Below are 24,811 nucleotides of genomic sequence, written 5' to 3'. Positions count from 1 at the left end.
ATGTGGGGGCGGCGCCACCGCGCCCTCAGAGTGACGCGTTGTCGTCAACGCCGCCGGCGCATGGGCGGCGCGGCTCGCTGCGCTGTTCAGCAACGAAATCGAGCTGGGCGTGCGCGCGTCCATGACAATCGTCACCGAGCGCCTCACGCCCCTGCTGGAGCCCCTCGTCAGCGTTGTCGGTCACCCGCGCTCCTTCAAGCAGTCGGACCAAGGCACGTTCGTGATCGGCGGCGGCCTGCAAAGTGCCGCCAGCTCGCAAGCCTGAACGTCCGCTTCCTGGCGAATGTCGAACAGCAGCTACTGGCGCATCCCGCTTGTCGCGTCGTGATCAGTTGGCCGTCGTTCGACTGCACATACGCCCCGAAGCTGTTGGCGTAGGCGGGATCTACGGCGACCCTGGCGAGGCCTGCGCCCGAAAACTCCTTACTGCCGATCATGACGCCGAGCCGTCGCATCAACCAAATCGTCAATGTTGAATTGCTCAGCCACCGCACGGGCTTCGGCATCGACCGAAGGAAGCCTGTACCCATCGTAGCGCCAGGATCGAACGCGAGGGCAGCTACCGTAGACCCGAGAGCCTTAACGGCCGATCGAGCTCGTAGGCATAGAGGATGTTGCAAAGCTTCGATGTTGAATAACACACGCCGGTAGACAGCGGCTTCTTGCCGTCCTTGCCATCGTTGGCAAGAGCAATGGCGTCGGCTTTGACCGCGGCACCGACCATCCTCCCATCGGGCGTATCGGATCATGGGTTCCGCTGCTTTTATACACTACGCGGCCGTAGCTCGTCACACGATCGAGCAGAAAATGCCCAACGCATTTGGTCGCGAAGGTCTCCTCGTAGCCGTCGACGCTGTAGGTCACCGGACCGTTCAAACGAACGCCGGCATTGCAGAGATTGGCATCGAGGGAATCGAGTGTCCCATCCTCTAGCATGGCGCGGCACTTGGATGCCGCCGCCCGCACCGAGACCAGCGGCGACGTGTCGAGCTTCAGGGTATCGACCCTGACGCCATAGGTCGTTGCTTGTCGCGCGCGACGGGCTCGATACGATCAAGGCTGCGACCAGCCAGCACGAGGCTGGTGCGGTACTACCCGGCGAGAAGCTTGCTGCATTCGAGCCCGATCCCTCGTGACCGCCGGTAATCAGAACTGTCGGCATGTCCAATCCTTCTTTAGCGTTTCAGCGCGCCGCGATCGCTTTGGCGAAGCCCAGAAACTCAAGGACCAGGTGGAGCTTGTGGCCCTCGACCATCTCCTTGGGCGCCTTGGCAGGGAAGCAGCAGCCGGCCTTGACCGCCAACCCGTTCTCGAGCGGCTTGAATTGCATGAAAGCGGGCGCATTGGAGTTCGTGCCGTCGGGCAGGCTCGCCACGGCGCCGAACGCGAACGGGTAGCTTTCATCCCGCTTGATCGGCACCGACAGGTTCGGAACGGGGGAGAGCCACATCTCGAACGGGCCGCTGTACATGCCGAAGGTCTCGACGCCCTTGATCGTCTCGCCATCCTTCTCGACGAAGTAGTGGTCGGGATGAAAGGCCGGATAGTCGTCGAGGAAGGGATGCAATAGGACCAGTCGGCGGGATCGATCAGACTCGGCGGAATGGGGTGCCCGGTTTGCTCACGTCCGGATCCATCCAAACTGCCGCCACCTATTGAGGAAGTCTAGACTCGCAGCGCCCCGATCGCGATCGGATTTGCGGCAGCGGCGCGTGGCCGCTGCCGGTCCGGGCTGGATGTTATGGGCGGAACTCGGGCTGCTGGATGATGTCGTGCAGCCCGATCGGAAAGCGGCGGCAGCGCACCCCCGTCGCGTGCCAGACGGCGTTCGCGATCGCACCGGCCGAGCCCGTGATTCCGATCTCGCCGACGCCCTTGATACCGAGCGCGTTGACGTGAGGATCGTGCTCCTCGACCATGATCGCCTCGACATGCGGCACGTCGGCGTTGACCGGCACATGATATTCGGCGAGATCGCCGTTCATGATCCGGCCCGAGCGCTTGTCGATGATCGCCTGCTCGTGCAGCGCGAAGGACATGCCCCAGATCATCCCGCCGAAATACTGGCTTTTCACCAGATGGGGGTTGATGATCCGGCCGGCCGCGAAAGCGCCGATCAGCCGGCTCACACGGATCTGGCCTAGATCGGGGTCGACCTTCACCTCGGCGAAGACGGCGCCGTGGGCGTGCATCGCATAGCTTTCCTGTGCGGCGGGATCGGCGGCGGCCTTGCCGCTTGCCTCGATCTCGGCCAACCCGGCCCGCGCGAGAATCTCCCCATAGGCTTCGTTGCGGCTTTCGTCGTCGCGGCGGTGGAGGCGGCCGTCGCGCGCGACGACGCCCGCATTGCCCGCGCCGAACAGGGGCGAGCGCTGGTCGGCGGTCGCGAGATCAGCCAGCTTGGCGATGACCGCCGCGCCTGCATTATGGACCGCCATGCCGGCGGTCGCGGTATGGGCCGAACCGCCTGCAATGCCGGCATCGGGAAGGTCCGAGGTTCCGGAGACGAACTCGACGTCGTCGAGATCAAGCCCGAGCCCATCCGCCGCGATCTGCGCCAGCGCGGTCCAGGCGCCCTGCCCCATGTCATGGGCGCCGATTTCCATGCGACCGGACCCGTCGGCCTTGACGATGGCCCGTGCCGCGGCCTGGAACATGAGAGCCGGGAACGTCGCCGTGCCCATGCCCCAACCGACGAGGAAGCCGGCCTCGTCGCGCATCATGCGTGGAGCGAGCGGGCGCTTCGACCAGCCGAACCGCTCCGACCCTTGCGCATAGCACTCCCGCAAAGCCTTGGAAGAAAACGGTTTTCCGGAGATCGGCTCGACCTCGGCATAATTGGCGAGACGAAAGGCCATCGGGTCCATGCCGCAGGCGAAGGCGGCCTCGTCGATCGCGCTTTCCAACGCAATCGAACCCGTCGCCTCGCCCGGCGCGCGCATGAACAGCGGCGTGCCCGCGTCGGTGCGGACGGCCTCATGCGAGGTCGCTACGGCGGAGGCGGCGTAAAGCGTGTGGGAGATGTCCGACGCCGGCTCGAAGAAATCGTCGAAGGTGCTCGACGTGGTCAGCGTGTGGTGATCGAGCGCGGTCAAGCGGCCCTGCTCGTCGGTGCCAAGGCGCAAGGTCTGGCGTGTAGGCGCGCGATGCCCGACCGGCCCGTACATCTGCTCGCGACGCATGACGAGTTTCACCGGCTGTCCGACGAGCCTCGCCGCCATGATGCCGAGCACCTGCGGGCCGGAAACCAGCCCCTTCGAGCCGAAGCCGCCCCCGAGGAACGGGCTTCGGATATGGATGGTCTCGGGCGGAATGCCGAACAGCCCGGCGATCCGGCCCTGCGCCATCGCCATGCCCTGGCTCGGCGTATCGATCAGCAAACCCTGGTCCGTCCAGGAGGCGACGATGGCGTGAGGCTCCATCGCGTTGTGATATTGCGAGGGCGTCTCGTAGACCGCCTCGGTCGTCCGCACCGAGGCGGCGAAACCGGCCTCGACGTCGCCATGGCTGGCGGAGGCCGGATTGCCGACACCGACGCCGGCGGGAACGAAGCGCTCGCCGTCGAGCCCGACACGCGCGGGCTCGACGTCATAGGTCGGCGCCAGCAACGCCGCGCCTTCGGTGGCGGCCTCGAGCGTCTGCGCGATGACGACGGCAATCGGCTGGTTGGGATAACGAACGCGGTCGTTCTGCAGCAGATCGAGCCGGAACATGAACGGGTTCGTCTTCTCGTCCGGATCCATGGCGAGATCCGGCTTGTGTGCCGGCGTCATGACGTCGACGACGCCGGGATGAGCTTTCGCCGCCGCGACATCCAGCGAGGCGACGCGGCCGCGTGCGATGCCGGCCACCGCCATGACGGCATAAAGCATGCCGGAGGGGCGGTTGTCGGCGCCATAGCGGGCGGCGCCCGTCACCTTCAGATAGCCGTCCCGGCGGGTCAGCGGCTGGCCGATGCTGGAGCCATGCCGCCGATGCGGGGCTGCCTGACCGAGCGGGGTCTCAAGCGTCATGGAGAACTCCAGGATGGGTCGAGAACGGGGAAGCGGGCAGCGCTGCCGGCCGCGCCGGCGTACCCGCTGCGGCCTCGCCCAAGGCACGGACGATAATGCGGCGCGCCAACTCGATCTTGTGGGCATTGTCGCCGGACGGGCTGGCTGCGGCCAAGGCGATATCGGCGGCGCGGCGAAAAGCCTCGACCGTCGGACGGGCTCCGATCAATGCGGCTTCCGCCTCATGGCAACGCCAGGGCTTCGCCGCGACGCTGCCGAGCGCCAGCCGCGCCTGCACGATCGTGTCGCCCTCAAGCACCAAAGCCGCCGCGGCGGAAACCACCGCGAAAGCGTAGGATGTTCGCTCGCGCAGCTTCAGGTATCGCGCATGGCCGGCGAAGGCCGCCGCTTCCGGCGGCAGCCGGATCGCGACGATCAGATCGCCGGGCTCCAGCGTCGTCTCGCGCTCGGGCTGGTCTCCGGGCAGGCAGTGCAGCGCCTCGAGCGGGATGTCGCGGCGGCCGCTGCGCGTTTCGATTTCGACGACGGCCTCGCTGGCGACCAACGGCACGCAGAAATCCGAGGGGTGCGTGGCGATGCAGGCGCGGCTCCAGCCCAGCACGGCATGGGAAGCGTTCTCGCCCTCCAAAGCATCGCATCCGGTGCCGGGATCGCGCCTGTTGCAGGCACTGGAGGTGTCGTAGAAATAGGCGCAACGCGTCCGCTGCAGCAGATTGCCGCCCACGGTCGCGGCATTGCGCAATTGCGCCGACGCCCCCGACAGAAGCGCTTCGGCAACCATCGGGAAGGCCCGCGCGAATTCGGGATGATAGGCGAGGTCGGCATTGCGGACCATGGCGCCGATCCTGAATCCGCCATCGAGCAAGCGCTCGATACGATCGAGCCCCGGCAGCCGCGTCACATCGACGATCCGTTCCGGGCGGCTGACGCCGGCCTTCATCAGGTCGAGCAGGTTCGTGCCGGCCGCGAGATAGGCCGCGCCGGCCTGCGAAGCCGCCGCGACCGCTTCCGTGACCGATTCCGCCCTGACATAATCGAACGTCTTCATGCCGCGTTCCTCTGTTCGGCGGAGATCGCCTTCTGCGCGTCGAGCACCGCCTCGGTGATGCCCGCATAAGCGGCGCAGCGGCAGAGATTCCCGCTCATGCCTTCGCGCACGCGCTCGGGGTCGTCTCCCGCATGGCCCTCGCGGATCAGGCCGATCGCGCTCATGATCTGGCCGGGGGTGCAGAAGCCGCACTGGAAACCGTCATGGGCGATGAAAGCCTCCTGCACCGGGTTCAGCGCGCCGTCGCGGGCCACGCCCTCGATCGTCTCGATCGCGGCCCCGTCATGGCTGACCGCCAGCGCCAGACAGGAATTGATCCGGCGGCCGTCCACGAGAACGGTGCAGGCGCCGCATTGGCCGCGATCACAGCCCTTTTTGGTGCCGGTCAGGTCGAGCCGTTCGCGGAGGAGGTCGAGTAGCGTCACACGCGGGTCATCAAGCGCGATCTGGCGCAGCTCGCCGTTGATGGTGAAGCTGATGGAGAAAGTCATGCACTGCTCCGATCAATATCGTGTAGGCCTGTCACGATCGTCTCCGGGGCGGGGCATGTCCCCGGCCGCGGCTCGCAACATCGCTCAAGGTCGAGGTCGGCCGCTTTCGGACGAGATCGACCCAGGCTCTGAAGAGAGAATACGGAGGCGACCTCCGCTTTACAAGGGTTCCAGACAACAATCCCGCCGAGACGATGCCAGACCGTCCCCTCAAGCCCCCCCGCAAGCCGCGCGCCGATGCGGCCCGCAACCGCGACCGGCTGCTCGAAGCCGCGCGCAGCGTGTTCGGCGCCGGCGCTCCCGATGCCAGCCTGGAGGCCGTCGCGCGCCGCGCCGAGGTCGGCATCGGCACGCTTTACCGTCATTTTCCGACGCGCGAGGCCCTGTTCGAAGCGGTCTATCGACATGAGGTCGATCAACTCGCCAGTTTCGCGGCCGAACTCGCCTTGAAGACAGAGCCGGTCGAAGCGCTGCGGCTCTGGCTGCAGGCCAATGTCCGGCTCGTGGCGACCAAAAAGGGCATGCTCGCGGCGCTGGCTCTGGCGGCCCACGCTCCATCCGAACTCTATGCGTATTCGTTCGACAGGTTGAGCAAGGCCGTGAGCCTGCTGATGCAACGGGCCATCGCCGCCGGCGAATTGCGCGATGATGTGAGCGCCGAGGACCTGCTGCGGACGCTAATCGGCATGTGTTATCTGCACGATCAGCCGGGTTGGCAGGATTCCGTCATTCGGCTCGTCAACGTGTTCGTCGATGGGCTAGGCGTTTGCTCAGCCAGTCAAGGCCCGGCCCCGGCATACTGAAAACAGCGACATCGGCGCAGGGATCGTCGGTCTGTGCAGCCTCGAAATTCAGCGCGACGGGTACCGGGTTCTGTTATTCAACCCCGGCCAGAAGTCGCTTCATACGGCGGCCCTGCTATCGATTGCGCCTGGAGATTCGCCTGATGACCCAAGGGCTGCTTTATCTTTCGCGAGGCGACGTGAAAGACCTTGCCATTGCGCCTGGCGACGCGCGCGAGGCGGTTCTTCAGGTCTTTCGCGACCATGCCGCCGGGTTGAACCGCAGCCTGCCGAAAAGCGCGCTCGGACTCGGCCCCGGCCATGGCTTTCAGGCGATGACCGCCGCGTCGGAGGCCGATGGCATCGCCACGCTGAAATGGGTGTCGATGGCCCCTGTCGGGCCGGACAGCCCAACGCCGGGCATCAACGCGCTGATCTGCGTCAGCGACTATCGCAGCGGCGCGCCGCTGGCGGTTCTCGACGGCGACGAGATCACGCTGATCCGGACCGCGGCACTTTCGGCGGCGGCCGCCACGCATCTGGCGCCCAGCGCGCCGCAGACCATCGGCTTCATCGGCTGCGGGCTGCAAGCCTACGCTCATCTTGCCGCCTTCCGCGACCTCTATCCCGGCCTCGTCACGGCATTGGCCTTCAGCCGCAGCCGGTCTTCCGCCGAGCAACTGGCACAAGCCGCAACAGGATATGGGCTCGCGGCGGAGATCTCGATCGACGCTGACAGCGTGCTGGCGCGAAGCGATATCGTGATCTCGATGGTGCCGGGCGCGCCGGGCCTGAGGCCCTTTCTCGATGCCGGCAAAATGAAAGCGACCGCCTTTGCAAGCGCGGTCGATATCGGCCGAAGCTGGATCCCCGAGAGCCTGCCCGCCTTCGACGTTCTGGCGACCGACAGTCTCGAGCAGTCGAAAGCGCCGTACGACGTCGACGGCAATCCGGTGAGCACGGTACGCTTCAGCCACGACCTCGTCGCGCTGGCGAACGCGGCTCATCCGACCGCGCCAAATGCCCGGTCCCTTTTCTGCTTTCGGGGTTTCGCGCTGGCGGATCTGGCGCTGGCGCGTCTGGTCATGGCGCGGGCTAAAGAGCGCGGGATCGGCCTCGCCTTGCCGAGATGACGAGGGGTGTTCTCCGCGCTAACGGCACCATCCGTTACGCGAAGGATGCGATGACAGGTCGAGGCCGGCGGTGACGAGCACGGCCGGCCTCGGTAGCGTTAAAATGGCCTCGCAATCAGCGTCAGAAGACGCGCCGCTCCTTGCGGATGGTGCCGTCGCGATGAACGTCGAGCTCGACGCGCTCGCCGCGCGCGTTGGTCGCGGTCACGACGACATGCTTCTTCTCGGGCCGCATCTGGCCGCCATAGGTGTAGCCGGCCTTTTCGACCGCGCCGCGCACCGCCGCCTCGTCTCGGACGAGGGTGGTGTCCTCGCGCGTCCTGATGTTGCCGTCGAATTCGACATGCAGCTCGTAATTGCGCCCTTCGGCCGAGACGGCCTCGACCTCCGCATGATGCTTCTTCACGTCGATGACACGCGCATCGCGGAAGCCGGCATGCCGCACCGCATCGAGAACCGTCTGCTCACGATAGCCGGCTTCATCGCGGCCGCGCGGGCCGTCCGGACGGGGGCCGGGACCCATCTCCGGTCCACGGCCAAGCGGACCACCGGGGCGCGGGCCAGGGCCGGCGCCGGGGCCCCCTTCGGGCCCCCGCGCAAGCTCGATGCGCGGCCCGCCAGATTTGGTGACGGCAAAGGCGTGGACGAAGCCATCGCGCTGGGCGCCCTCGACCGTCAGCTTGTCGCCGATGGCGAGCCCGGTCCGCCGGCTGCCTTCCGGACCCGTCTCGACCAGCACGCGGCCCGACGGGCCCTCGACGATGACCTTGTCACCGAAGATTTCGCGGACCTCGCCTTCGAGGCGCGCGGTGCCGACGCCCTGGCTGGCGGCAGGCGGTGGCGGAGCGCCGGGAGCCGGCGGCGCGGGCTGCGCGGTGGCGGACAGAATGCCCGAGAGCCCGGCGGCCAGCACGGCGGGAGCGAGGATTCCGAGCGGGAGATATGATTTCAAGGTCAATGGACTGAAACTCCTGTTGCGATGGAGCGTATCCTGCATCGACCTGCCCCTCACCAAGCTGAACCTGCCCGTTCAGTTTCAGTTCAGCCGCGCGAGATAGTGCCGCCATCATGCGATGGATGATCGCCGTTCTTCTGATCGGGAGCCTTGCCGCCACGGCCTTCGCCGCGCCGCGGCCGAGGATCAATGCGGCACAGGCCGCAGCGACCGCGCTGGAACGCTTCGCCGGCGAGGTGATCGATGTCGACCTCGACGATGCGGAACGCGACGAGCCCGCCGGCCAAGTCTACGAGGTCAAGCTGCTGACCTCCACCGGGGATGTCGTGACCATCCGCATCTCCGCGCAGACGGGCGATTATCTCGGCGCGGAGGGGCGCGATCTCGCCGGGGCTGTCCGGGCGGCGCCTCCACGGAGCGTGCCATGAAGCTGCTCGTCATCGAGGATGATGCCGCGCTCGCCAAGGCGCTCTGCGGCGCCCTGCGCGCCGAGGGCTGGGCCGTCGATCTCGCCCGCGACGGCGAGGACGGGCAGCATCTCGGCGAGACCGAGACCTATGACGCCGCGCTGGTCGATCTCGGCCTGCCCAAGGTCGACGGGCTGAAGGTCATCGCGGCCTGGCGAGGGATGCAGCGCGCCTTGCCCGTGCTGATCCTGACCGCGCGCGACGACTGGACGAGCAAGGTCGAGGGCTTCAAGGCCGGCGCGGACGACTACCTCGTCAAGCCGGTCCGCATCGAGGAGGTGGCGATGCGCCTGCGCGCGCTGGTGCGCCGCGCCGCCGGGCATGCGAACCCCGAGATCGTCTGCGGCCCGCTGAGTTTCAACGCGCAGATTGGCACCTTCAGCTTCGAAGGGCTGCCGCTGAAGGTGACCGCCCTGGAATGGCGCGTGCTCTCGGCACTGATGCTGCGCAAGGGCGTGGTGGTGCAACGCGCGGACCTGCTGGAGCGGGTCTATGAGGGCGATGCGATGGTCGATTCCAACTCCATCGAGGTCATCGTCGCGCGCCTGCGCAAGAAGATCGGCACGGAGCGCATCGAAACCCTGCGCGGTCTCGGCTACCGGCTCGTCTGCGATGGCTGAACGCGGGCCTTCCCTGGCGCGCCGGCTCTGGCTTGCCGCGATGCTGTTCATCGTTCTGGCGCTGTCGGTGGCCGGCTTCGCGATCGACCGCGCGCTCGATCGCTTCACCGCCCTGCAGATCGACCAGCGGCTCGATGCCCAATTGCTGGCGCTCGCCTCGGCCCTGACGATCGGGCCGGATGGGCAGGTGGGCTTACGGCGGGACCTCGATCTGCCGCCTTACGATCGGGTTCTGTCCGGCTGGTATTGGCAGGTGACGGGCGACGGCGTGGCGTTGCAGTCGCGCTCGCTCGGCGGCGCCGGCCTGTCCGCGCAGGAACCGGTCCACGGACCGCGCGGCGAGCCGCTTCATCTGCGCAGCCGCAGCATTCGGCTAGCGGGCGCGGATTCGCCCTTCCAGCTCGTCGCCGCCGCGCCGCAGGAGGAGCTTGTCGCACCCGTGCGCACCGCCCGGCGGATGCTGGCCCTGACGCTGGGCATTCTGGCGCTGGCGCTGCTGGCGGCCGTGACGGCGCAGGTCTTCCTGGGATTGCGGCCCTTGCGACGACTATCGCTCGCGCTTGCGGATGTGCGCGCCGGTCGCGCCCGGTGCGTGCCGGAGCGGCAGCCAGCCGAAGTGCACGACCTCGTCACCGAATTGAATGCGCTGTTTGCCCAGAACGCCGACCAGATCGCCGGGGCGCGGGCTCATATCGGCAATCTCGCCCATGGCCTGAAGACGCCGCTCGCCACACTGGCGGCAGAGCTGCGGGACGGCCACACGGTGGACCGCGAAACCCTCGCGGCGGCCATTGCCGCGATGGACCGGCGCATCGGCCATCACCTGCGCCGTGCCCGGTCAACGGCTTTGCTCGGCGGACGCCATGTCAGGACGCGGCTCGCGCCACAGATTGCCGATCTCGTGCTGGCCTTGTCGAAGATCCACGCCGCACGCGAGCTGCGTTTCGTGGTCGGCATTCCCGACGACATCGACGTCGCCTGCGATGGTCATGACGTCAACGAAATGTGCGGCAATCTGCTCGACAACGCCTGCAAATGGACCGCGACCGTCGTCGAGATCACCGCGGAGCGGAACCAGCGGATGGCGATCATCCGCGTCCGTGACGACGGGCCCGGGCTACAACCGCGCGACATCGACATCGCGCTCAGCCGGGGGGGACGGCTCGACGAGGCCGTCGCCGGTTCGGGCTTCGGCCTGCCGATCACCCACGAGATCGCGGCGCTTTATGGCGGCGAGCTGACATTGGAAGCCGGGGAACCCGGCCTACGCGTCGTGCTGTCGCTGCCGCTGGCCGAAGCCTGAGGCAAGCGGCACCCTTTTTCGTGCGCCCGTCGCCTGACCGGGGTCAACGGATCCATCCTGCCCTGTCCTGCGCTCGTCGCATTGTCGAGGCCAGGCCGTCATCCGCTCGGAACCGCTTTCGACCTTCGCCGGTTGAGGGTCATGGGTTGCGTTGTGTGAGGTGTGCGATGGTTGCGATGTGGAGATCGACCGAGGCCGCCAGACCGTCTCATCCGGTCAAAAAGGTGATCCGCACGGAGCGCTGCCGAGATTCGGAGGGTAACCTCCACAAGGTCGTCGTCTGGCGCGACTGGCCAAGCCTTCCGATGACGTCCTACACCCTGGAGGACGGCACCGCCGTGCATTACGAGGATGATTGCTTCTTCACGATCGTCCCGACCGGGGCCACTCTGACCCGTTGCGAGGATTGATGCCGATCGAGGATGGCGAGGTCGTGGTGATGCTGCGCCAGAGCGTGAAGCGCGGCGGCGAGCTGATGGCCACCTATCAGATGGAGTATCCGGATCTCGCGACCGCGCTCCGTGAAATCGCGACCGACCTCGCAGCCGGTCGCGTGGAAAGCATGACGGTCGGCCGCCGCGAATTGAGCCAGGACGACATTGCCGGGCTTGCCAGCGCTAACACAGCGTAGACCACGGCAAGCCAGTCGGCTCGCCTCAGCTGGCCTTCGTCGCGTTGAAACGAAGCAGCCGCAGCGCATTGGCCGTGACGATCACCGTCGCGCCTGTATCGGCGAGGATCGCGACCCACAGCCCGGTATAACCCAGCACGCTCGTCACCAGGAATACGGCCTTCAGGCCAAGCGCGATGGCGATATTGGTGCGGATGTTGCCCATCGTGGCGCGCGCGAGCCGGATCATCGCCGGCACATCGCGGACGCGGCTTTTCAGGATCGCGGCATCGGCTGTTTCAAGCGCGACGTCGGTTCCCGACCCCATGGCGACGCCGATGCTGGCGGTAGCGAGCGCGGGTGCATCGTTGATGCCGTCCCCGACCATCATGACGGGAGTGGTGCGGGCGGCCTCGCGGATCGCGGCGACCTTGTCGTCCGGCATCAGCTCGGCCTTGTGCTCCAGTCCGAGCGAGCCGGCGATGGCGGCGGCGGTGCGGGCATTGTCGCCGGTCAACATCAGGGAGCGCACGCCCATCGCTTTCAGTTCGGCGATGGCGGCGGCCGCATCCTCGCGCGGCTCGTCGCGCAGCGCGATCAAGCCGACGAGCGCTCCATCGGCGACCACTGCGGCGACGGTGTTGCCAGCCGCCTCGAGCCGGTCGGTGGCTTGCGTTGCCGAGGCGCTGAAGGATGCGCGCGAGACCGCATGGCGCGGCGCGCCGACGAAGATCGCGACGCCGTCGAGCTTGCCGGTGACGCCCTGGCCGGCGACCGCCAAGGCATCGTCGGCCGGGCGGACGGAGACGGCCTTCTCCTTCGCGCTGGCCAGCACGGCGAGCGCGAGGGGATGGCTCGACCCGGTCTCGACCGCCGCCGCCAGCTCCAGCACGCGGGCCTCATCGGCTCCCAGCGCGACGATCTCGGTCACGCGCGGCGTGCCCGCCGTCAACGTCCCGGTCTTGTCAAAGGCGACGAGGCCGGCCTTGGCTGCGGCTTCGATCACAACGCCGCCCTTCATCAGGAGGCCTTGACGTGCGCCGGTGGAGAGCGAAGCGGCGATCGCCGCCGGCACCGAAATGACGAGCGCGCAAGGGCAGCCGATCAGCAGCAAAGCGAGCGAGCGGTAGATCCAGACGTCCCAGACGCCGCCGAAAGCCAGAGGCGGGACCAGCGCGACCAGGACCGCGAGTCCGACGATGATCGGCATGTAGATCCGCGAGAAGCGGTCGATGAAGCGCTCAGTCGGGGCGCGGGCGGCCTCCGCCTCTTCGACCAGCCGGATGATGCGGGCGATGGTGTTGTCCTGCGCGGCACGGGTCACCTTCACCCGCAGGGCGGCCTCGCGGTTGACCGAGCCGGCGAAGACGGGCTCGCCGATGCCTTTGGTTTTCGGGATCGATTCGCCGGTGACGGGGCTCTCGTCGACGCCCGAAACGCCCGAGACGATTTCGCCATCGGCAGGGATGCGGTCGCCCGGACGGACGAGCACGATCTGGCCGATGCCAAGCGAAGCCGCATCGACTGGCCGGGACGCGCCCCCCTCCTCGACGATCGCCGTCTTGGGCACGAGCTTGCCCAAAGCGCGGATCGAATCGCGGGCACGGTCAGCAGCGACGCCCTCCAGAACCTCACCCACGGCAAACAGGAAGACGACCAAAGCCGCCTCCTCGGCCGCGCCGATCACCAGCGCGCCGGTCGCGGCGATGGTCATCAGCATCTCGATGGTAAAGGGAATGCCGGCCATCGCCGCCGCAAAGGCGCGGCGCGCCACCGGCACGAGTCCGATCAGGCAGGCTGCGAAAAACAGCCAGTAGGAGGCGCCGTGCCAGACCAGGCTCGCCGCCCAGGCGCCAGCCAGCAAGGCGCCGGTGAGGAAGACCAGGCGGGCTTTGGCGGTCCGGTACCAGGCCGTGCCTGCCGGGGTGGCTTCATGGACATGGCCGGGGAGGCCGTGCCCATGATCGGCGGCGGCCGGCTGGTTCTTCGTTTGCGGCACCGCCTCGTGTGTATGGTCATGGCCGGCGTGGTCATGGCTGGCGTGGTCATGGCTGGCGTGGTCATGATCGTGGTCGCCGGAGCAGGCGTGATCGTGCCGGTGCGCGCCCGGCTGATTCGTCTCGGCGGCCGGTACGGCACCGATGCGGGCGATTCGGTATCCGAGGCCTGAAACCCGCTTTTCGACCGCCTCCGGCGAGGTCTCGCCGCCGTCGAGGCGCAGACGCAGCGTCTCGGACATCAGCGAAAGACTGACATCGGCGACGCCCGGCATCCTCTCGACCGCGCCTTGCACCTTGGCGACGCAGCTCGCGCAATCCATGCCGCCCACCGTCCAGGCCAGGACGGGCGTCTTGCGGTCATCGGTTGCGGCCATGTTCGTCTCCTACATGTCGAGACACACTCCCTACAACCTCTAGCCACTTCAGGTTCAAGCGCTTTCTTGCTGACAGGATATGGCGGTAGCGGCGCGATGATTTACCGACTGTTAACCATTCGCTTGCTAAGCGAAGAAACCGAAAATTTACCAAGATGACCAGAGTGTTAACGCAACCAAGGCCCATTCGCCTGAAAGGGCGCAGCTTTCTCGCCCTGGCGCTTGCGCCGGAGCTGCCCTTCGAGGACTGGCTCGTCCGGCTCGACGATCTGGCCTCGCTTTCGGCCGGTTTCTTCATGCGGCGCCCGGCGGTGCTGGACATCAGCGGGCTCGAGATCGACCGCACCGAGCTGCGCGACCTCATCGCCAAGCTCGCCGCGCGAAACGTGCGAATCATGGGCATCGAAGGCGCCCGCCCCTCGATGCTCGGCGCCGATCTGCCGCCGGCATTGAGCGATGGCCGCGCGACCCCGGATGTCGAGGCTCCAGCCGCCGCCGAGCCAAGCGAGCCAGCCATGGCGGCGCCCATCAGCGTCACACCCGTTCCGGCGACGCAGAAGGCGCCAACCTCCCTCGTCGTGACCGAGCCGATCCGCTCGGGCCAGTCACTGGTCTTCACCGAAGGCGACGTCACCATCCTGGGCTCGGTCGCCTCAGGCGCCGAGGTCATCGCCGGCGGGTCTATCCATGTCTACGGCACGCTGCGTGGCCGGGCGATGGCGGGCACCATGGGCAATGCCGAGGCCCGCATCTTCTGCCGCAGGCTCGAGGCCGAGCTCGTCGCGATCGATGGCTACTACAAGACGGCCGAGGATCTCGATCCCGCGATGCGCGGCAAGGCCGTCCAGCTTTGGCTGGAAGGCGACAGTTTCAAGATCGAATCGCTCGCCTGACCAAGGCGCGTTCACGCATAACGGGGAGAGGTCTATGGGCAAGGTCATCGTGGTCACATCGGGCAAAGGCGGCGTCGGCAAGACGACGTCGACCGCCGCACTCGGCGCGGCGCTGGCCCGCAACGGCGACAAGGTGGTGGTCGTCGACTTCGACGTCGGCCTGCGCAATCTCGACCTGGTGATGGGGGCCGAACGCCGCGTCGTCTACGATCTCGTCAACGTCATCCAGGGCGAGGCCAAGCTGACCCAAGCTCTGATCCGCGACAAGCGGCTGGAGACGCTCTACCTGCTGCCGGCTTCGCAGACCCGCGACAAGGACAACCTCACCGCCGAGGGCGTCGAGACCGTGATCGGCGCGCTGCGCCATGCCTTCGACTGGGTGATCTGCGACAGCCCGGCCGGCATCGAGCGCGGCGCGACGCTGGCGATGCGCCATGCCGACATCGCCATCGTCGTCACCAATCCGGAAGTGTCGTCGGTGCGCGATTCCGATCGCATCATCGGCCTGCTCGATTCCAAGACGCTGAAGGCCGAGAATGGCGAGCGGATGGAGAAGCACCTGCTGCTCACCCGCTACGATCCCGTCCGAGCCGAGCGCGGCGACATGCTCAAGGTCGACGATGTGCTCGAAATCCTCTCGATCCCGCTGCTCGGTATCATTCCCGAGAGCATGGACGTGCTGCGCGCCTCCAATGTCGGCTCGCCGGTGACGCTGGCCGACGAGAAGAGCGCGCCTGCACTGGCCTATTTCGACGCCGCCCGCCGGCTTCAGGGCGAAACCCTGCCAATCGAAATCCCCGGCGAGCGTCGCGGCAGCTTCTTCGGCAAGTTCTTCGGAAGGAAAGCGGCATGAACCTGCTTCGCTTCTTCTCCCGCAGTCAGTCGGCTCCGGCTGCGCGCGAACGCCTTCAGCTCCTGCTCGCGCATGAGCGCGCCGCTGTGGGTGACTCCGACCTCATCACCAAACTGCGCGACGAAATCCTGCGTGCGATCTCGAAGCACATGCAGGTCGACGACGACAAGGTCACCGTCCGCATGGAACGCGGCGCGCAGGTCTCGACCCTTGCGGTCGACATCGAAATCCCGTTCGATGCGGGCAAGAAGGCGGCCTGAAGGCCGCCTTCGACAATCCATTTGAAAAGACCCTCAGCCCTCGTCTTTCGAGACGCGCTTCTGCGAAGCGCTCCTCAGGATGAGGGCTGCACTTTCTGACGCTCTCAAGGAGTTCCTTCGGGAGAGCGCCAGCTTGAATAGGCAGGCCTGACCCATGAGCAACGACGCATCCTCCAACTCCGCCGAAATCTGGCGCCTCGCGGATGCCAAAACGCCCGAGTTCTTCGCGCTTAGCGACCGGATCTGGGAGATGCCCGAGCTGAACTATCAGGAAGAACGCTCGGCCGCGCAGCACCGCACGATGCTGGAAGAGCAGGGCTTCAAGGTCGAAACCGGCCTCGCCGGCATCCCGACCGCGATGGTCGGCGAGGCCGGCGAAGGCGGGCCGGTGATCGCCATCCTCGGCGAATACGACGCGCTGCCGGGCTTGAGCCAGGAGGCCGGCATCGCCGAACATCGCCCGCTGGTGAATAACGGCAACGGCCATGGCTGCGGCCACAACATGCTGGGCTCGGCCTCGCTTCTAGCGGCCACCGCCGTCAAGGACTGGCTCACTGCGACCGGCAAGCCCGGACGCGTGCGGTACTATGGTTGCCCCGCCGAAGAGGGCGGCTCGTCGAAGGGCTTCATGGTGCGGGCCGGCGTCTTCGACGATGTCGATATCGCGATCTGCTGGCACCCGGCCGCCTTCTCCGGCGTCAACAACCCGGTTTCGCTCGCCTGCGTCGAGTTCGAATTCACCTTCCACGGCCGCGCCTCGCATGCCGCCGCGGCCCCGCATCTGGGACGCAGCGCACTCGATGCGGTCGAGCTGATGAATATCGGCGTCAACTACATGCGCGAGCACATGCCGGCCTCGGCGCGAGTGCATTACGCCTATATCCACGCCGGCGGCATCGCCCCCAATGTCGTGCAGGCGCAAGCGACCGTGCGCCATCTGATCCGCGCACTGACGCTCGGTGAGATGTGGGATCTCGTGCGGCGGGTGAAAGCAATCGCGGACGGCGCCGCGCTGATGACCGAGACAAAGGTCGTGGCACGCCAGCTCTCGGGCGATGCCAACCTCGTCGGCAACCGGCCTCTGGAGGAGGCGATGCACGCCAATCTCCAACGCCTCGGCGGGCCGGGCTTCGATGCGGCCGACCGGGCGTTTGCGGCGGAATTCCAGAAGACCTTCTCGCAGGACGACATCCGGGCCTCCTATGGCCGCGCCGGATTGCCGCTGCGCGAGGGCGAATCCCTCAGCGACGAGATCTATCCGCTCGACGCGAAGACCGATCTCTCGGTCGGGTCGACCGATGTCGGCACGGTGAGCTGGGTGGTGCCGACCGTGCAGTGTCGCGCCGCTTGCTATGCCATCGGCACGCCTGGCCATTCCTGGCAGTTGGTGGCTCAGGGCAAGGCGCCGGCCGCCCATAAAGGCTTGGCGCTGGCAGCCAAGGCCATGGCGGGCGTCGCGGTCGATGCGCTGTCGCAGCCGGAGCTACTGAAAGCTGCGAAGGACAACTTCGCCGCCTTCCGCGCCAAAAACCCGTTCCAGAACCCGATCGGCGACGATGTCGAGCCGCCGCTCGACATGGCCGCGCATTGAAATTCCGCTGGGGCCCCGAGCGGCGATGTCGAGCCGCCGCTCGACATGGCCGCGCATTGAAATTCCGCTGGGGCCCCGAGCGCTCATCCTGAGGAGCGCCATAGGCGCGTCTCGAAAGATGCTCCAGGTGGTTCCGGAGCCTCCGTGAGCATCCTTCGAGACGCCGCTTGTGCGGCTCCTCAGGATGAGGGCTACGGAAAGCCTGCAAGCTCTGGCTCAGGCCAGGCTTTTCAGCCGGTAAAGCGCGTCCAGCGCCGCGCGCGGCGTCATCTCGTCGAGTTCGAGCGCGTCGAGCGCCTCGCGCAAGCCGTCCGGTTCGTCCGTATCGGGCAGTGGTGCCGGCCGGCGCTGCGGTACGGCGAAGAGCGGCAGATCATCGACCAGCGAGGCGACCGGCTTCTCGCGCTCTGTCTTCTCCAATTCGCCGAGGATGGCACGGGCGCGCTCGACCACAGCGAGCGGCAGGCCCGCGAGCTTGGCGACCTGGATGCCGTAGGAGCGGTCGGCCGCGCCCGGCACCACCTCGTGCAGAAAGACCACCTCGCCTTTCCATTCGGTGACCCGAACGGTCGCGTTGGTGACGCGCTCCAGCCGGTCGCCCAGCGCCGTCAACTCATGATAATGCGTCGCGAACAGGCTGCGGCAGCGGTTGATCTCATGCAGATGCTCGATCGCGGCCCAGGCGATGGAGAGCCCGTCGAAGGTCGCGGTACCCCGGCCGATCTCGTCGAGGATGACGAGTGCGCGCGGTCCGGCCTGGTTCAGGATCGCGGCGGTCTCGACCATCTCGACCATGAAGGTCGAGCGCCCGCGCGCCAGATCGTCGGCGGCGCCGACGCGCGAGAACAGCCGGTCGACGATGCCGATATGGGCGCGGTCCGCCGGCACGAAGGCGCCCATCTGCGCCAGCACCGCGATCAAGGCGTTCTGGCGCAGGAAGGTCGATTTACCGGCCATGTTCGGACCGGTGATCAGGCAGATGCGCCCGCCCTTGGCATCGATGCCCGGTGGCGATAGCTCGGTATCGTTGGCGACGAAGGGCTTTCCGTCGCGCTTCAGCGCGTTCTCGACGACGGGGTGCCTGCCGCGCTCGATGCTGAAGGCCACGCTCTCGTCGATCTGCGGACGGGTCCAGCCCTCGACAGCAGCGAGATCGGCCAGGCCAGCCGCGACGTCGAGTTCGGCCAGCGCCTGCGCCGCAGCCTTGATCGCTTCGGACTGCGCCAGAACCATCTCGGCCAGGCGTGCGAAGATGGCGAGTTCGAGCTTCAGCGCCCGGTCGGCGGCCGAGGCGATCTTGGCCTCCAGTTCACCGAGCTCGATAGAGGAAAAACGCATCGCGTCCGACATCGTCTGGCGATGCACGAAGACGGCCCGCCACGGCTCCTTCAGGAAGGTCTCGCCGGCGGCCTGCGGCACCTCGACGAAGTAGCCGAGCATGGCGTTGTGCTTGATGCGCAGCGTCCGGCAGTCCGTCTCGGCGGCGTAGCGGGCCTGCAATTGCGCGATCACCTTGCGCGAATCGACCTGCAGCAGACGTAGCTCGTCCAGCCTGGCGTCGTGCTCCTCGCGGACGAAGCGGCCGTCGCGGCGATTGAGCGGCAATTCGTCGGCAAGGGTGGCGCCAAGCGCCAGCGGCAGATCCGGATCGCTGGCCGCGAGCGCATGCATGGCGTGGGCCAGATCAGCCGGGAGATCGCCCGACCGGACGAGCATCGCCGCGATCTCGCGGGCGGCATCGAGACCAACCCCGAGCGCGGCAAGGTCGCGCGGGCCGCCACGGTCGAGCGAGAGCCTCGCCAGGGCACGAGCGATGTCCGGCACCTTGTCGAGCGCGCGGCGCAGATTTTCGCGCAAGGCCACATCGGCCACCAGGACCGCCACTGCGTCATGACGCGCGGCGATCGCGGCGGGTTCGGTCAGCGGGCCTGCCAGCCGTTCCGCCAGCAAGCGGGCGCCGCCCGGCGTCACGGTGCGGTCGATCGCGGCAAGCAGACTGCCTTGCCGCTCGCCGCCCAAGGTGCGCGTGAGTTCCAGGTTGGCGCGCGTGGCGGCGTCGATCAGCATCGTCGCCGAGCCGGCATCCCGCACCGGCGGGGACAAAGGCGGCCGCGCGCCGAACTGGGTGCGCTCGACATAAGCCAACGCAGCGCCAGCCGCCGCGATCTCGGCCCGGCTGAAGGCGCCGAACGCATCGAGCGTCGCGACACCGAAGAATTCCTTCAGCCGCCGCTCGGCCGAGGCCGCGTCGAGCCCATCACGGGCCAGCGGCGTCACGGGAATCGCGTTCTCGCGCCAGAATTCCTTGAGTTCGGGGTCGTCATGGATCGCGTCCGGGCAGACGATCTCGCGCGGCTCCAGACGTGCGAACTCGATCGCGAGCCGCTCCTGCGGCGTCTCCATCACGGTGAAGCGGCCGGTCGAGATGTCGATCGCGGCGAGCCCGTAGAGCGAGGCCGCCTCGCCGGTCTTGCGGCGCGCGACTGCCAGCAACAGGCTGGCGCGTCCCGGCTCCAGCAGGCGCTCCTCGGTGATGGTGCCGGGCGTGACGAGGCGCACGACGTCGCGCTTGACCACCGATTTGGGGCCGCGCTTCCTGGCCTCGGCCGGGTCCTCCGTCTGCTCGCAGACGGCAACGCGATGGCCGGCCGCGATCAGGCGCTGGAGATAATCGTCGGCGCGCTCCACAGGCACGCCGCACATGGGGATGTCGTCACCCTGATGCTTGCCGCGCTTGGTCAGCACGATGCCCAGCGTGCGCGAGGCGATTTCAGCATCGCGGAAGAACAGCTCGTAGAAATCGCCCATGCGGTAGAACAGCAGACAGTCGGGATTGGCGGCCTTGATCTCGACGTACTGCGCCATCATCGGCGTGACGCGCTCGGGCGCAGCCCCCGCAGGGCTGGCGGCGCGGATCGCATCGCTGGGGGGGCTATGGCGCATGAGTCGCGCACGCTAGCAAAATGCGCGGCCGAGGCCAGCCGTTAGGACGGCTTTCAACAATTGAAACGAGGATGACAGGGATTCCCCATCGGCGGAAGGCCGCCCCGTTGCTGATCAACCTCGTCCAGAGCCTGTTCTTCCTCCTCTTCGCCGGGCTGGTGCTAACAATGGTCGCACCTGCCTTCACCGGGCGCGACTGGCTGCGACCGTGGGCGGTCGGGGTTCTCTTCGCAGCCGGCGCGCTGGTCGGCATGGCGAACCCGGTCGAAATCTATCCCGGACTGCTGATCGATTCGCGCAACACCTTCGTGATTCTGGCCGGACCTATTGGCGGGCCGCTCGCTGCCATTATTACCGCAGTGCCGCTAGTTATTGCGCGGGCCATGGCCGGCGGTGTCGGCATGGCCACGGGGATCAGTGGCGTGCTGATCCGGATGGCAGTCGGCATCGCCTTTTCGATCTGGCTGCGTCAGCGGCGCCGGCCGTTGAGGGCGCAGGACATGATCCTGCTCAGCTCGATCGACGCCGTCTGCCTGCTCGGCTCGACACCGTTCATTCCCGGCGCGGCCGGGGAGACTTTCCTGCACGACGCCGTGCCCGCGATGATACTGGTCAGCACGATTGGCATCATGCTGACGGGCATAGTGATCATCAATGACAATGACCGCCGCGAGACGGCCTACCGCTTGAGGACCATGATCGAGAGGGCGCCCGGTATGCTCTACCAGCGCATGCTCACGCCGGACGGCAAGCGCTCCTATCGCTTCGCCTCCTTCGGGATCGACAAGGCGCTAGGCGTCACGAAGGAGGAGGCCGAGCAGGATCCGGAAATCTGGCTCGGCAAGATGTTCACGGAGGATCGCGAGCGGTTCGATCGCCAGGAGCGCGACAAGCCGCACGACGATCCGACATGGCGTTTCGAGGGCCGTTACCATCGGGTCGATGGCGGCATTCTCTGGCTGCGCAGCGAATCGTCGCGGCGCCGGCTGTCGGATGGCAGCTATGTCTGGGACGGCATCCTGCTCGATGTCACGCCCGAGAAGACGCTGGAGGTCCGGCGCGACGAGATCGAGGCTCTGCGCAAGACCGCGCTCGGCGAGCTCGCCGGCGATCTCGAGCGCACCGTCGGCCAGGCTTTGGGCGATGTCGGGATCGCTATCCGCGACATGCAGGCGGCCGCCGGCTTGATGGTCGAGAGCGCCAACAAGACCACGGGCCGCGCCGACGAGGCGACGCAGGAAGCCGGCAGCGCGTCGCGCCGCGTCGGCAGCGTCGCGATGGCGGCGGAGGATATCGAGGCCTCGATCCGTGAATTGACCTTCCAGACCCGGCATGCCGACGAAACCGTCCGCGCCGCGGCGAGCTATGTTCGCAGCACCCGGCAGGACATGACCGGGCTTGCTCAGGCCGCCGACAAGGTCAGCGCCGTGCTGAACTTCATCGAGGAGATCGCCTCGCGGACGAACCTGCTCGCGCTCAACGCCACGATCGAGGCGGCGCGTGCGGGCGCCGCCGGGCGCGGCTTCGCGGTCGTGGCAGGCGAGGTGAAGACGCTGGCGGAGCAGACGCAAAAGGCGACCCGCGACATCGCGGCAACGCTGGCGGAAATCAGGCGGGCCGCCGCCACGACCTTCGAGGCGGTCAGCCATATCCAGGAGACGATGACGACGATCGAGGCGACCTCCGGCGCCATCGCCAGCGTGGTGACACGGCAGGCGGACCTCGCCAGCGGGATCGCGACCGATGCCCAGGCCGTGGTCGCGAACGCCGACAGCGTCAGCACGAATATCGGCGCGGTCGGCACCGAGGCGCGCATCACCGGAGATGCGGCGCTCCGGGTCGCCGATGCGGCGCGCAAGGTGGACGACCAGGCCGAGGCGCTCGACCGCTATGTCGGCGATTTCGCCAGGCGCGTCCGCAACAGGCTCTGAGCAGCCGCTCGCCTTCGCCGCCAGGTCGCTTCCTGATCCAACGCTTCTTGTGATGCGGCGGGGCAGTGCCCTATGGTCCTGCCGAGGAAACGCTCAAGAAGAAGATGCCTGCCATGACCGACCGCCCGACGACGAAACGCGCCCGCCCGACCTTCACGGACCAGGAGGCGCTGCTGTTCCATTCGGAGGGACGCCCGGGCAAGCTCGAGATCGTGGCGACGGTGCCGATGGCGACGCAGCGCGACCTTTCGCTCGCCTATTCCCCCGGTGTCGCCGTGCCGGTGCTTGCGATCGCAGAAGATCCGAGCAGGGCCTACGACTACACCGCGCGCGCCAACCTCGTCGCCGTCATCAGCAACGGCACCGCGATCCTGGGGCTCGGCAATCTCGGCGCGCTCGCCTCCAAGCCGGTGATGGAAGGCAAGGCGGTCCTGTTCAAGCGCTTCGCCGATGTCGATTCGATCGATCTCGAGGTCGATACGGAAGACCCGGACAAGTTCATCGACGCGGTGCGCTATCTCGGCCCGTCCTTCGGCGGCATCAACCTCGAGGACATCAAGGCCCCCGAGTGCTTCATCATCGAGCAACGCCTGCGCGAGCTGATGGATATCCCGGTCTTCCATGACGACCAGCACGGCACCGCGATCATCGCCGCAGCCGGCCTGATCAACGCGCTGGACATTACCGGCCGCGACATCAAATCGACCCGGCTCGTGATCAACGGCGCGGGCGCCGCCGCCATCGCCTGCATCGAACTGCTGAAGGCGATGGGCTTCAAGCCCGACAACGTCATCCTCTGCGACACCAAGGGCGTGATCTACCAGGGCCGCACCGAGGGCATGAACCAGTGGAAGTCGGCCCACGCCGCGATCACCGACCGGCGCACGCTGGCGCAGGCGCTGGACGGGGCGGACGCCTTCTTCGGCCTGTCGCAAAAGGGCGCGGTGACCCCCGAGATGGTCGCCTCGATGGCGCCGAATCCGATCATCTTCGCGATGGCCAACCCCGACCCCGAGATCACACCGGAAGAAGTCCACGCCATCCGCGACGACGCCATCATGGCGACGGGGCGCTCGGACTATCCCAACCAGGTCAACAACGTGCTGGGCTTCCCCTTCATCTTCCGGGGCGCGCTCGATGTGCGCGCCACCACGATCAACATGGAAATGAAGATCGCGGCGGCCGAGGCGCTGGCGGCTCTCGCCCGTGAGGACGTGCCCGATGAGGTCGCCGCCGCCTATCAGGGTTCGCGGCCGCGCTATGGCAAGGACTACATCATCCCGGTGCCGTTCGACCCGCGCCTGATCCATGTCGTGCCGATGGCGGTGGCAAAGGCGGCGATGGAGTCCGGCGTCGCCGGCAAGCCGATCGTCGATACCAAGGCCTACAAGGCGCAGCTCGCCGGCCGCCGCGACCCGATCGCGGGCACGCTTAACCGCATCTTCGAGCGCGTCCGGCGCTATCCCAAGCGCGTCGTCTTCGCGGAGGGCGAGGAGGAGCAGGTCATTCGCGCTGCCGCCTCCTTCGTGGCCCAGGGGCTCGGCCAGGCGATCCTCGTCGGCCGCGACGAGCGCATTCAGGAGACGGCGGCATTTCTCGGCGTCGATCTGGAGGGCAAGGGCATCGAGATCCACAATGCCCGGCTCTCGCACCGCAATTCGGCCTATGCGCAGTATCTTTACGAGCGCCTGCAGCGGCAGGGCTATCTCTTCCGCGACTGCCAGCGCCTGATCAACCAAGACCGTAACCATTTCGCAGCCGCTATGGTCGCACTCGGCGATGCCGACGCGATGGTGACGGGCGTGACCCGCAACTACTCGATCGCGCTGGAAGAGGTTCGCCGCGTCATCGACGAGAAGCCCGGCCATCGGCTGATCGGCGTCTCCGTGGTGATCTCGCGCGAGCGCACCGTGCTGGTCGCCGATACCGCGATCACCGAGATGCCGACGGCGCAGGAACTGTCCGAGATCGCGATCGAGGCCGCCGGTGTCGGTCGCAGGCTGGGTTACGAGCCCAAGGTCGCGATGCTGGCCTTTTCGAGCTTCGGCCATCCCGCCGGCGAGCGCTCGGAGAAGGTGCGCAAGGCCGTGGCGATCCTCGACGGGCAGCGCGTCGATTTCGAATATGACGGCGAGATGGCGGCCGATGTCGCGCTGAACCGCGAGCTGATGAGCCAGTATCCGTTCTGCCGGCTGAGCGGCCCGGCCAATGTGCTGGTGATGCCGGCGTTCCACTCCGCCTCGATCTCCACCAAGCTGCTGCAGGAACTGGGTGGCGCAACCGTGATCGGCCCGCTGATCGTCGGCCTCGACAAGCCGGTTCAGATCGTGCCGCTCGGCGCCAAGGACACCGATATCGTCAACATGGCGGCGCTGGCGGCCTTCAACATCGGCGGCTGATCACGATCACGAGGCGGCACCAGCGCTGCGTGATTCTGGCCGGCCGGCGGACCCGGCGCCCTCCTCGCGCGTTCTGTTGCCGCGGCGGCTTGTGCATCGGTGTCGAAGCGCTATGTCTGCGGCAGGTGCGCTGCCGGCGTGTCCT

Annotated in this window: 20 protein-coding genes; 13 read left to right on the top strand and 7 right to left on the bottom strand. The window is 67.2% G+C overall.

Going from position 1 to position 24,811, the window contains the following annotated elements; all coding sequences use genetic code 11:
• Positions 1-121: 121 nt before the first annotated feature.
• Positions 122-265, top strand: a complete 144-nt coding sequence (locus tag AC1DR6_RS22030; RefSeq protein ID WP_476831417.1) for a hypothetical protein — start codon at positions 122-124, stop codon at positions 263-265.
• 918 nt (positions 266-1,183) lie between these two features.
• Here AC1DR6_RS22030 and AC1DR6_RS22025 read toward each other — a convergent pair.
• The 4 genes from AC1DR6_RS22025 to AC1DR6_RS22010 form a co-directional block, all read right to left on the bottom strand.
• Positions 1,184-1,567: a hypothetical protein gene (locus AC1DR6_RS22025; protein ID WP_476831416.1), complete on the bottom strand. Its 384-nt coding sequence runs from the start codon at positions 1,565-1,567 to the stop codon at positions 1,184-1,186.
• 172 nt (positions 1,568-1,739) lie between these two features.
• Positions 1,740-4,013, bottom strand: a complete 2,274-nt coding sequence (locus AC1DR6_RS22020) for a xanthine dehydrogenase family protein molybdopterin-binding subunit (protein ID WP_476831415.1) — start codon at positions 4,011-4,013, stop codon at positions 1,740-1,742.
• The gene (locus tag AC1DR6_RS22015; protein WP_476831414.1) at positions 4,003-5,061 is read right to left on the bottom strand and encodes an FAD binding domain-containing protein; all 1,059 of its coding nucleotides are present in this window, start codon (positions 5,059-5,061) and stop codon (positions 4,003-4,005) included. Before AC1DR6_RS22015 ends, AC1DR6_RS22020 begins: the two co-directional genes overlap by 11 nt.
• On the bottom strand, positions 5,058-5,552 hold the full coding sequence (locus AC1DR6_RS22010) for a (2Fe-2S)-binding protein (RefSeq protein ID WP_476831413.1): 495 nt from the start codon (positions 5,550-5,552) through the stop codon (positions 5,058-5,060). Before AC1DR6_RS22010 ends, AC1DR6_RS22015 begins: the two co-directional genes overlap by 4 nt.
• Positions 5,553-5,746: 194 nt before the next feature.
• Between AC1DR6_RS22010 and AC1DR6_RS22005 the strand changes: the two genes are divergently transcribed.
• Complete coding sequence (locus AC1DR6_RS22005) at positions 5,747-6,355, top strand: TetR/AcrR family transcriptional regulator (RefSeq protein WP_476831412.1); 609 nt, start codon at positions 5,747-5,749, stop codon at positions 6,353-6,355.
• A gap of 143 nt (positions 6,356-6,498) precedes the next feature.
• On the top strand, positions 6,499-7,467 hold the full coding sequence (locus AC1DR6_RS22000) for an ornithine cyclodeaminase family protein (RefSeq protein WP_476831411.1): 969 nt from the start codon (positions 6,499-6,501) through the stop codon (positions 7,465-7,467).
• Between the two features lie 121 nt (positions 7,468-7,588).
• On the opposite strand, the gene AC1DR6_RS21995 is transcribed toward AC1DR6_RS22000, so the two are convergent.
• Positions 7,589-8,425 (bottom strand): hypothetical protein, encoded by an 837-nt coding sequence (locus AC1DR6_RS21995; protein WP_476831410.1) that lies wholly within the window; start codon positions 8,423-8,425, stop codon positions 7,589-7,591.
• 119 nt (positions 8,426-8,544) lie between these two features.
• Between AC1DR6_RS21995 and AC1DR6_RS21990 the strand changes: the two genes are divergently transcribed.
• From AC1DR6_RS21990 to AC1DR6_RS21975, 4 genes are all read left to right on the top strand, one after another.
• Positions 8,545-8,850 carry a PepSY domain-containing protein gene (locus AC1DR6_RS21990; RefSeq protein ID WP_476831409.1) on the top strand — a complete coding sequence of 102 codons (306 nt, stop codon included), beginning with the start codon at positions 8,545-8,547 and terminating at the stop codon, positions 8,848-8,850.
• Positions 8,847-9,509 carry a response regulator transcription factor gene (locus tag AC1DR6_RS21985; protein ID WP_476831408.1) on the top strand — a complete coding sequence of 221 codons (663 nt, stop codon included), beginning with the start codon at positions 8,847-8,849 and terminating at the stop codon, positions 9,507-9,509. The genes AC1DR6_RS21990 and AC1DR6_RS21985 overlap by 4 nt, the downstream gene beginning before the upstream one ends.
• Positions 9,502-10,812 (top strand): sensor histidine kinase, encoded by a 1,311-nt coding sequence (locus AC1DR6_RS21980; RefSeq protein WP_476831407.1) that lies wholly within the window; start codon positions 9,502-9,504, stop codon positions 10,810-10,812. The genes AC1DR6_RS21985 and AC1DR6_RS21980 overlap by 8 nt, the downstream gene beginning before the upstream one ends.
• Positions 10,813-11,221: 409 nt before the next feature.
• The gene (locus AC1DR6_RS21975) at positions 11,222-11,443 is read left to right on the top strand and encodes a hypothetical protein (protein ID WP_476831406.1); all 222 of its coding nucleotides are present in this window, start codon (positions 11,222-11,224) and stop codon (positions 11,441-11,443) included.
• 25 nt (positions 11,444-11,468) lie between these two features.
• Here AC1DR6_RS21975 and AC1DR6_RS21970 read toward each other — a convergent pair whose 3' ends face one another.
• Positions 11,469-13,796 carry a heavy metal translocating P-type ATPase gene (locus AC1DR6_RS21970; protein WP_476831405.1) on the bottom strand — a complete coding sequence of 776 codons (2,328 nt, stop codon included), beginning with the start codon at positions 13,794-13,796 and terminating at the stop codon, positions 11,469-11,471.
• Between the two features lie 155 nt (positions 13,797-13,951).
• Here AC1DR6_RS21970 and minC point away from each other — a divergent pair, with 155 nt between their 5' ends.
• From minC to AC1DR6_RS21950, 4 genes are all read left to right on the top strand, one after another.
• Positions 13,952-14,689, top strand: coding sequence for a septum site-determining protein MinC (minC, locus tag AC1DR6_RS21965; RefSeq protein ID WP_476831404.1), 738 nt, complete (start codon positions 13,952-13,954; stop codon positions 14,687-14,689).
• A gap of 34 nt (positions 14,690-14,723) precedes the next feature.
• A complete protein-coding gene (gene minD, locus AC1DR6_RS21960) occupies positions 14,724-15,542 on the top strand; it encodes a septum site-determining protein MinD (protein WP_476831403.1) in 819 nt (272 codons plus the stop codon).
• The gene (gene minE / locus AC1DR6_RS21955) at positions 15,539-15,802 is read left to right on the top strand and encodes a cell division topological specificity factor MinE (RefSeq protein WP_476831402.1); all 264 of its coding nucleotides are present in this window, start codon (positions 15,539-15,541) and stop codon (positions 15,800-15,802) included. The genes minD and minE overlap by 4 nt, the downstream gene beginning before the upstream one ends.
• A 154-nt stretch (positions 15,803-15,956) precedes the next feature.
• Positions 15,957-17,393: a M20 family metallopeptidase gene (locus AC1DR6_RS21950; protein WP_476831401.1), complete on the top strand. Its 1,437-nt coding sequence runs from the start codon at positions 15,957-15,959 to the stop codon at positions 17,391-17,393.
• A gap of 216 nt (positions 17,394-17,609) precedes the next feature.
• Here the strand turns inward: AC1DR6_RS21950 and mutS are convergent, their stop codons facing one another.
• Positions 17,610-20,336, bottom strand: coding sequence for a DNA mismatch repair protein MutS (mutS, locus tag AC1DR6_RS21945; RefSeq protein ID WP_476831400.1), 2,727 nt, complete (start codon positions 20,334-20,336; stop codon positions 17,610-17,612).
• 71 nt (positions 20,337-20,407) lie between these two features.
• On the opposite strand from mutS, the gene AC1DR6_RS21940 reads away from it, so the two are divergent.
• Both AC1DR6_RS21940 and AC1DR6_RS21935 read left to right on the top strand, forming a co-directional pair.
• Entirely contained in the window at positions 20,408-22,267 is a 1,860-nt protein-coding gene (locus AC1DR6_RS21940; protein ID WP_476831399.1) for a methyl-accepting chemotaxis protein, read from the top strand.
• A 113-nt stretch (positions 22,268-22,380) separates the two neighbouring features.
• Positions 22,381-24,666 carry an NADP-dependent malic enzyme gene (locus tag AC1DR6_RS21935; RefSeq protein ID WP_476831398.1) on the top strand — a complete coding sequence of 762 codons (2,286 nt, stop codon included), beginning with the start codon at positions 22,381-22,383 and terminating at the stop codon, positions 24,664-24,666.
• Positions 24,667-24,811: the final 145 nt, after the last annotated feature.

This window comes from Allobosea sp. P5_A5, from assembly GCF_056400625.1.
This window is presented reverse-complemented; position numbering and strand designations above follow the sequence as displayed.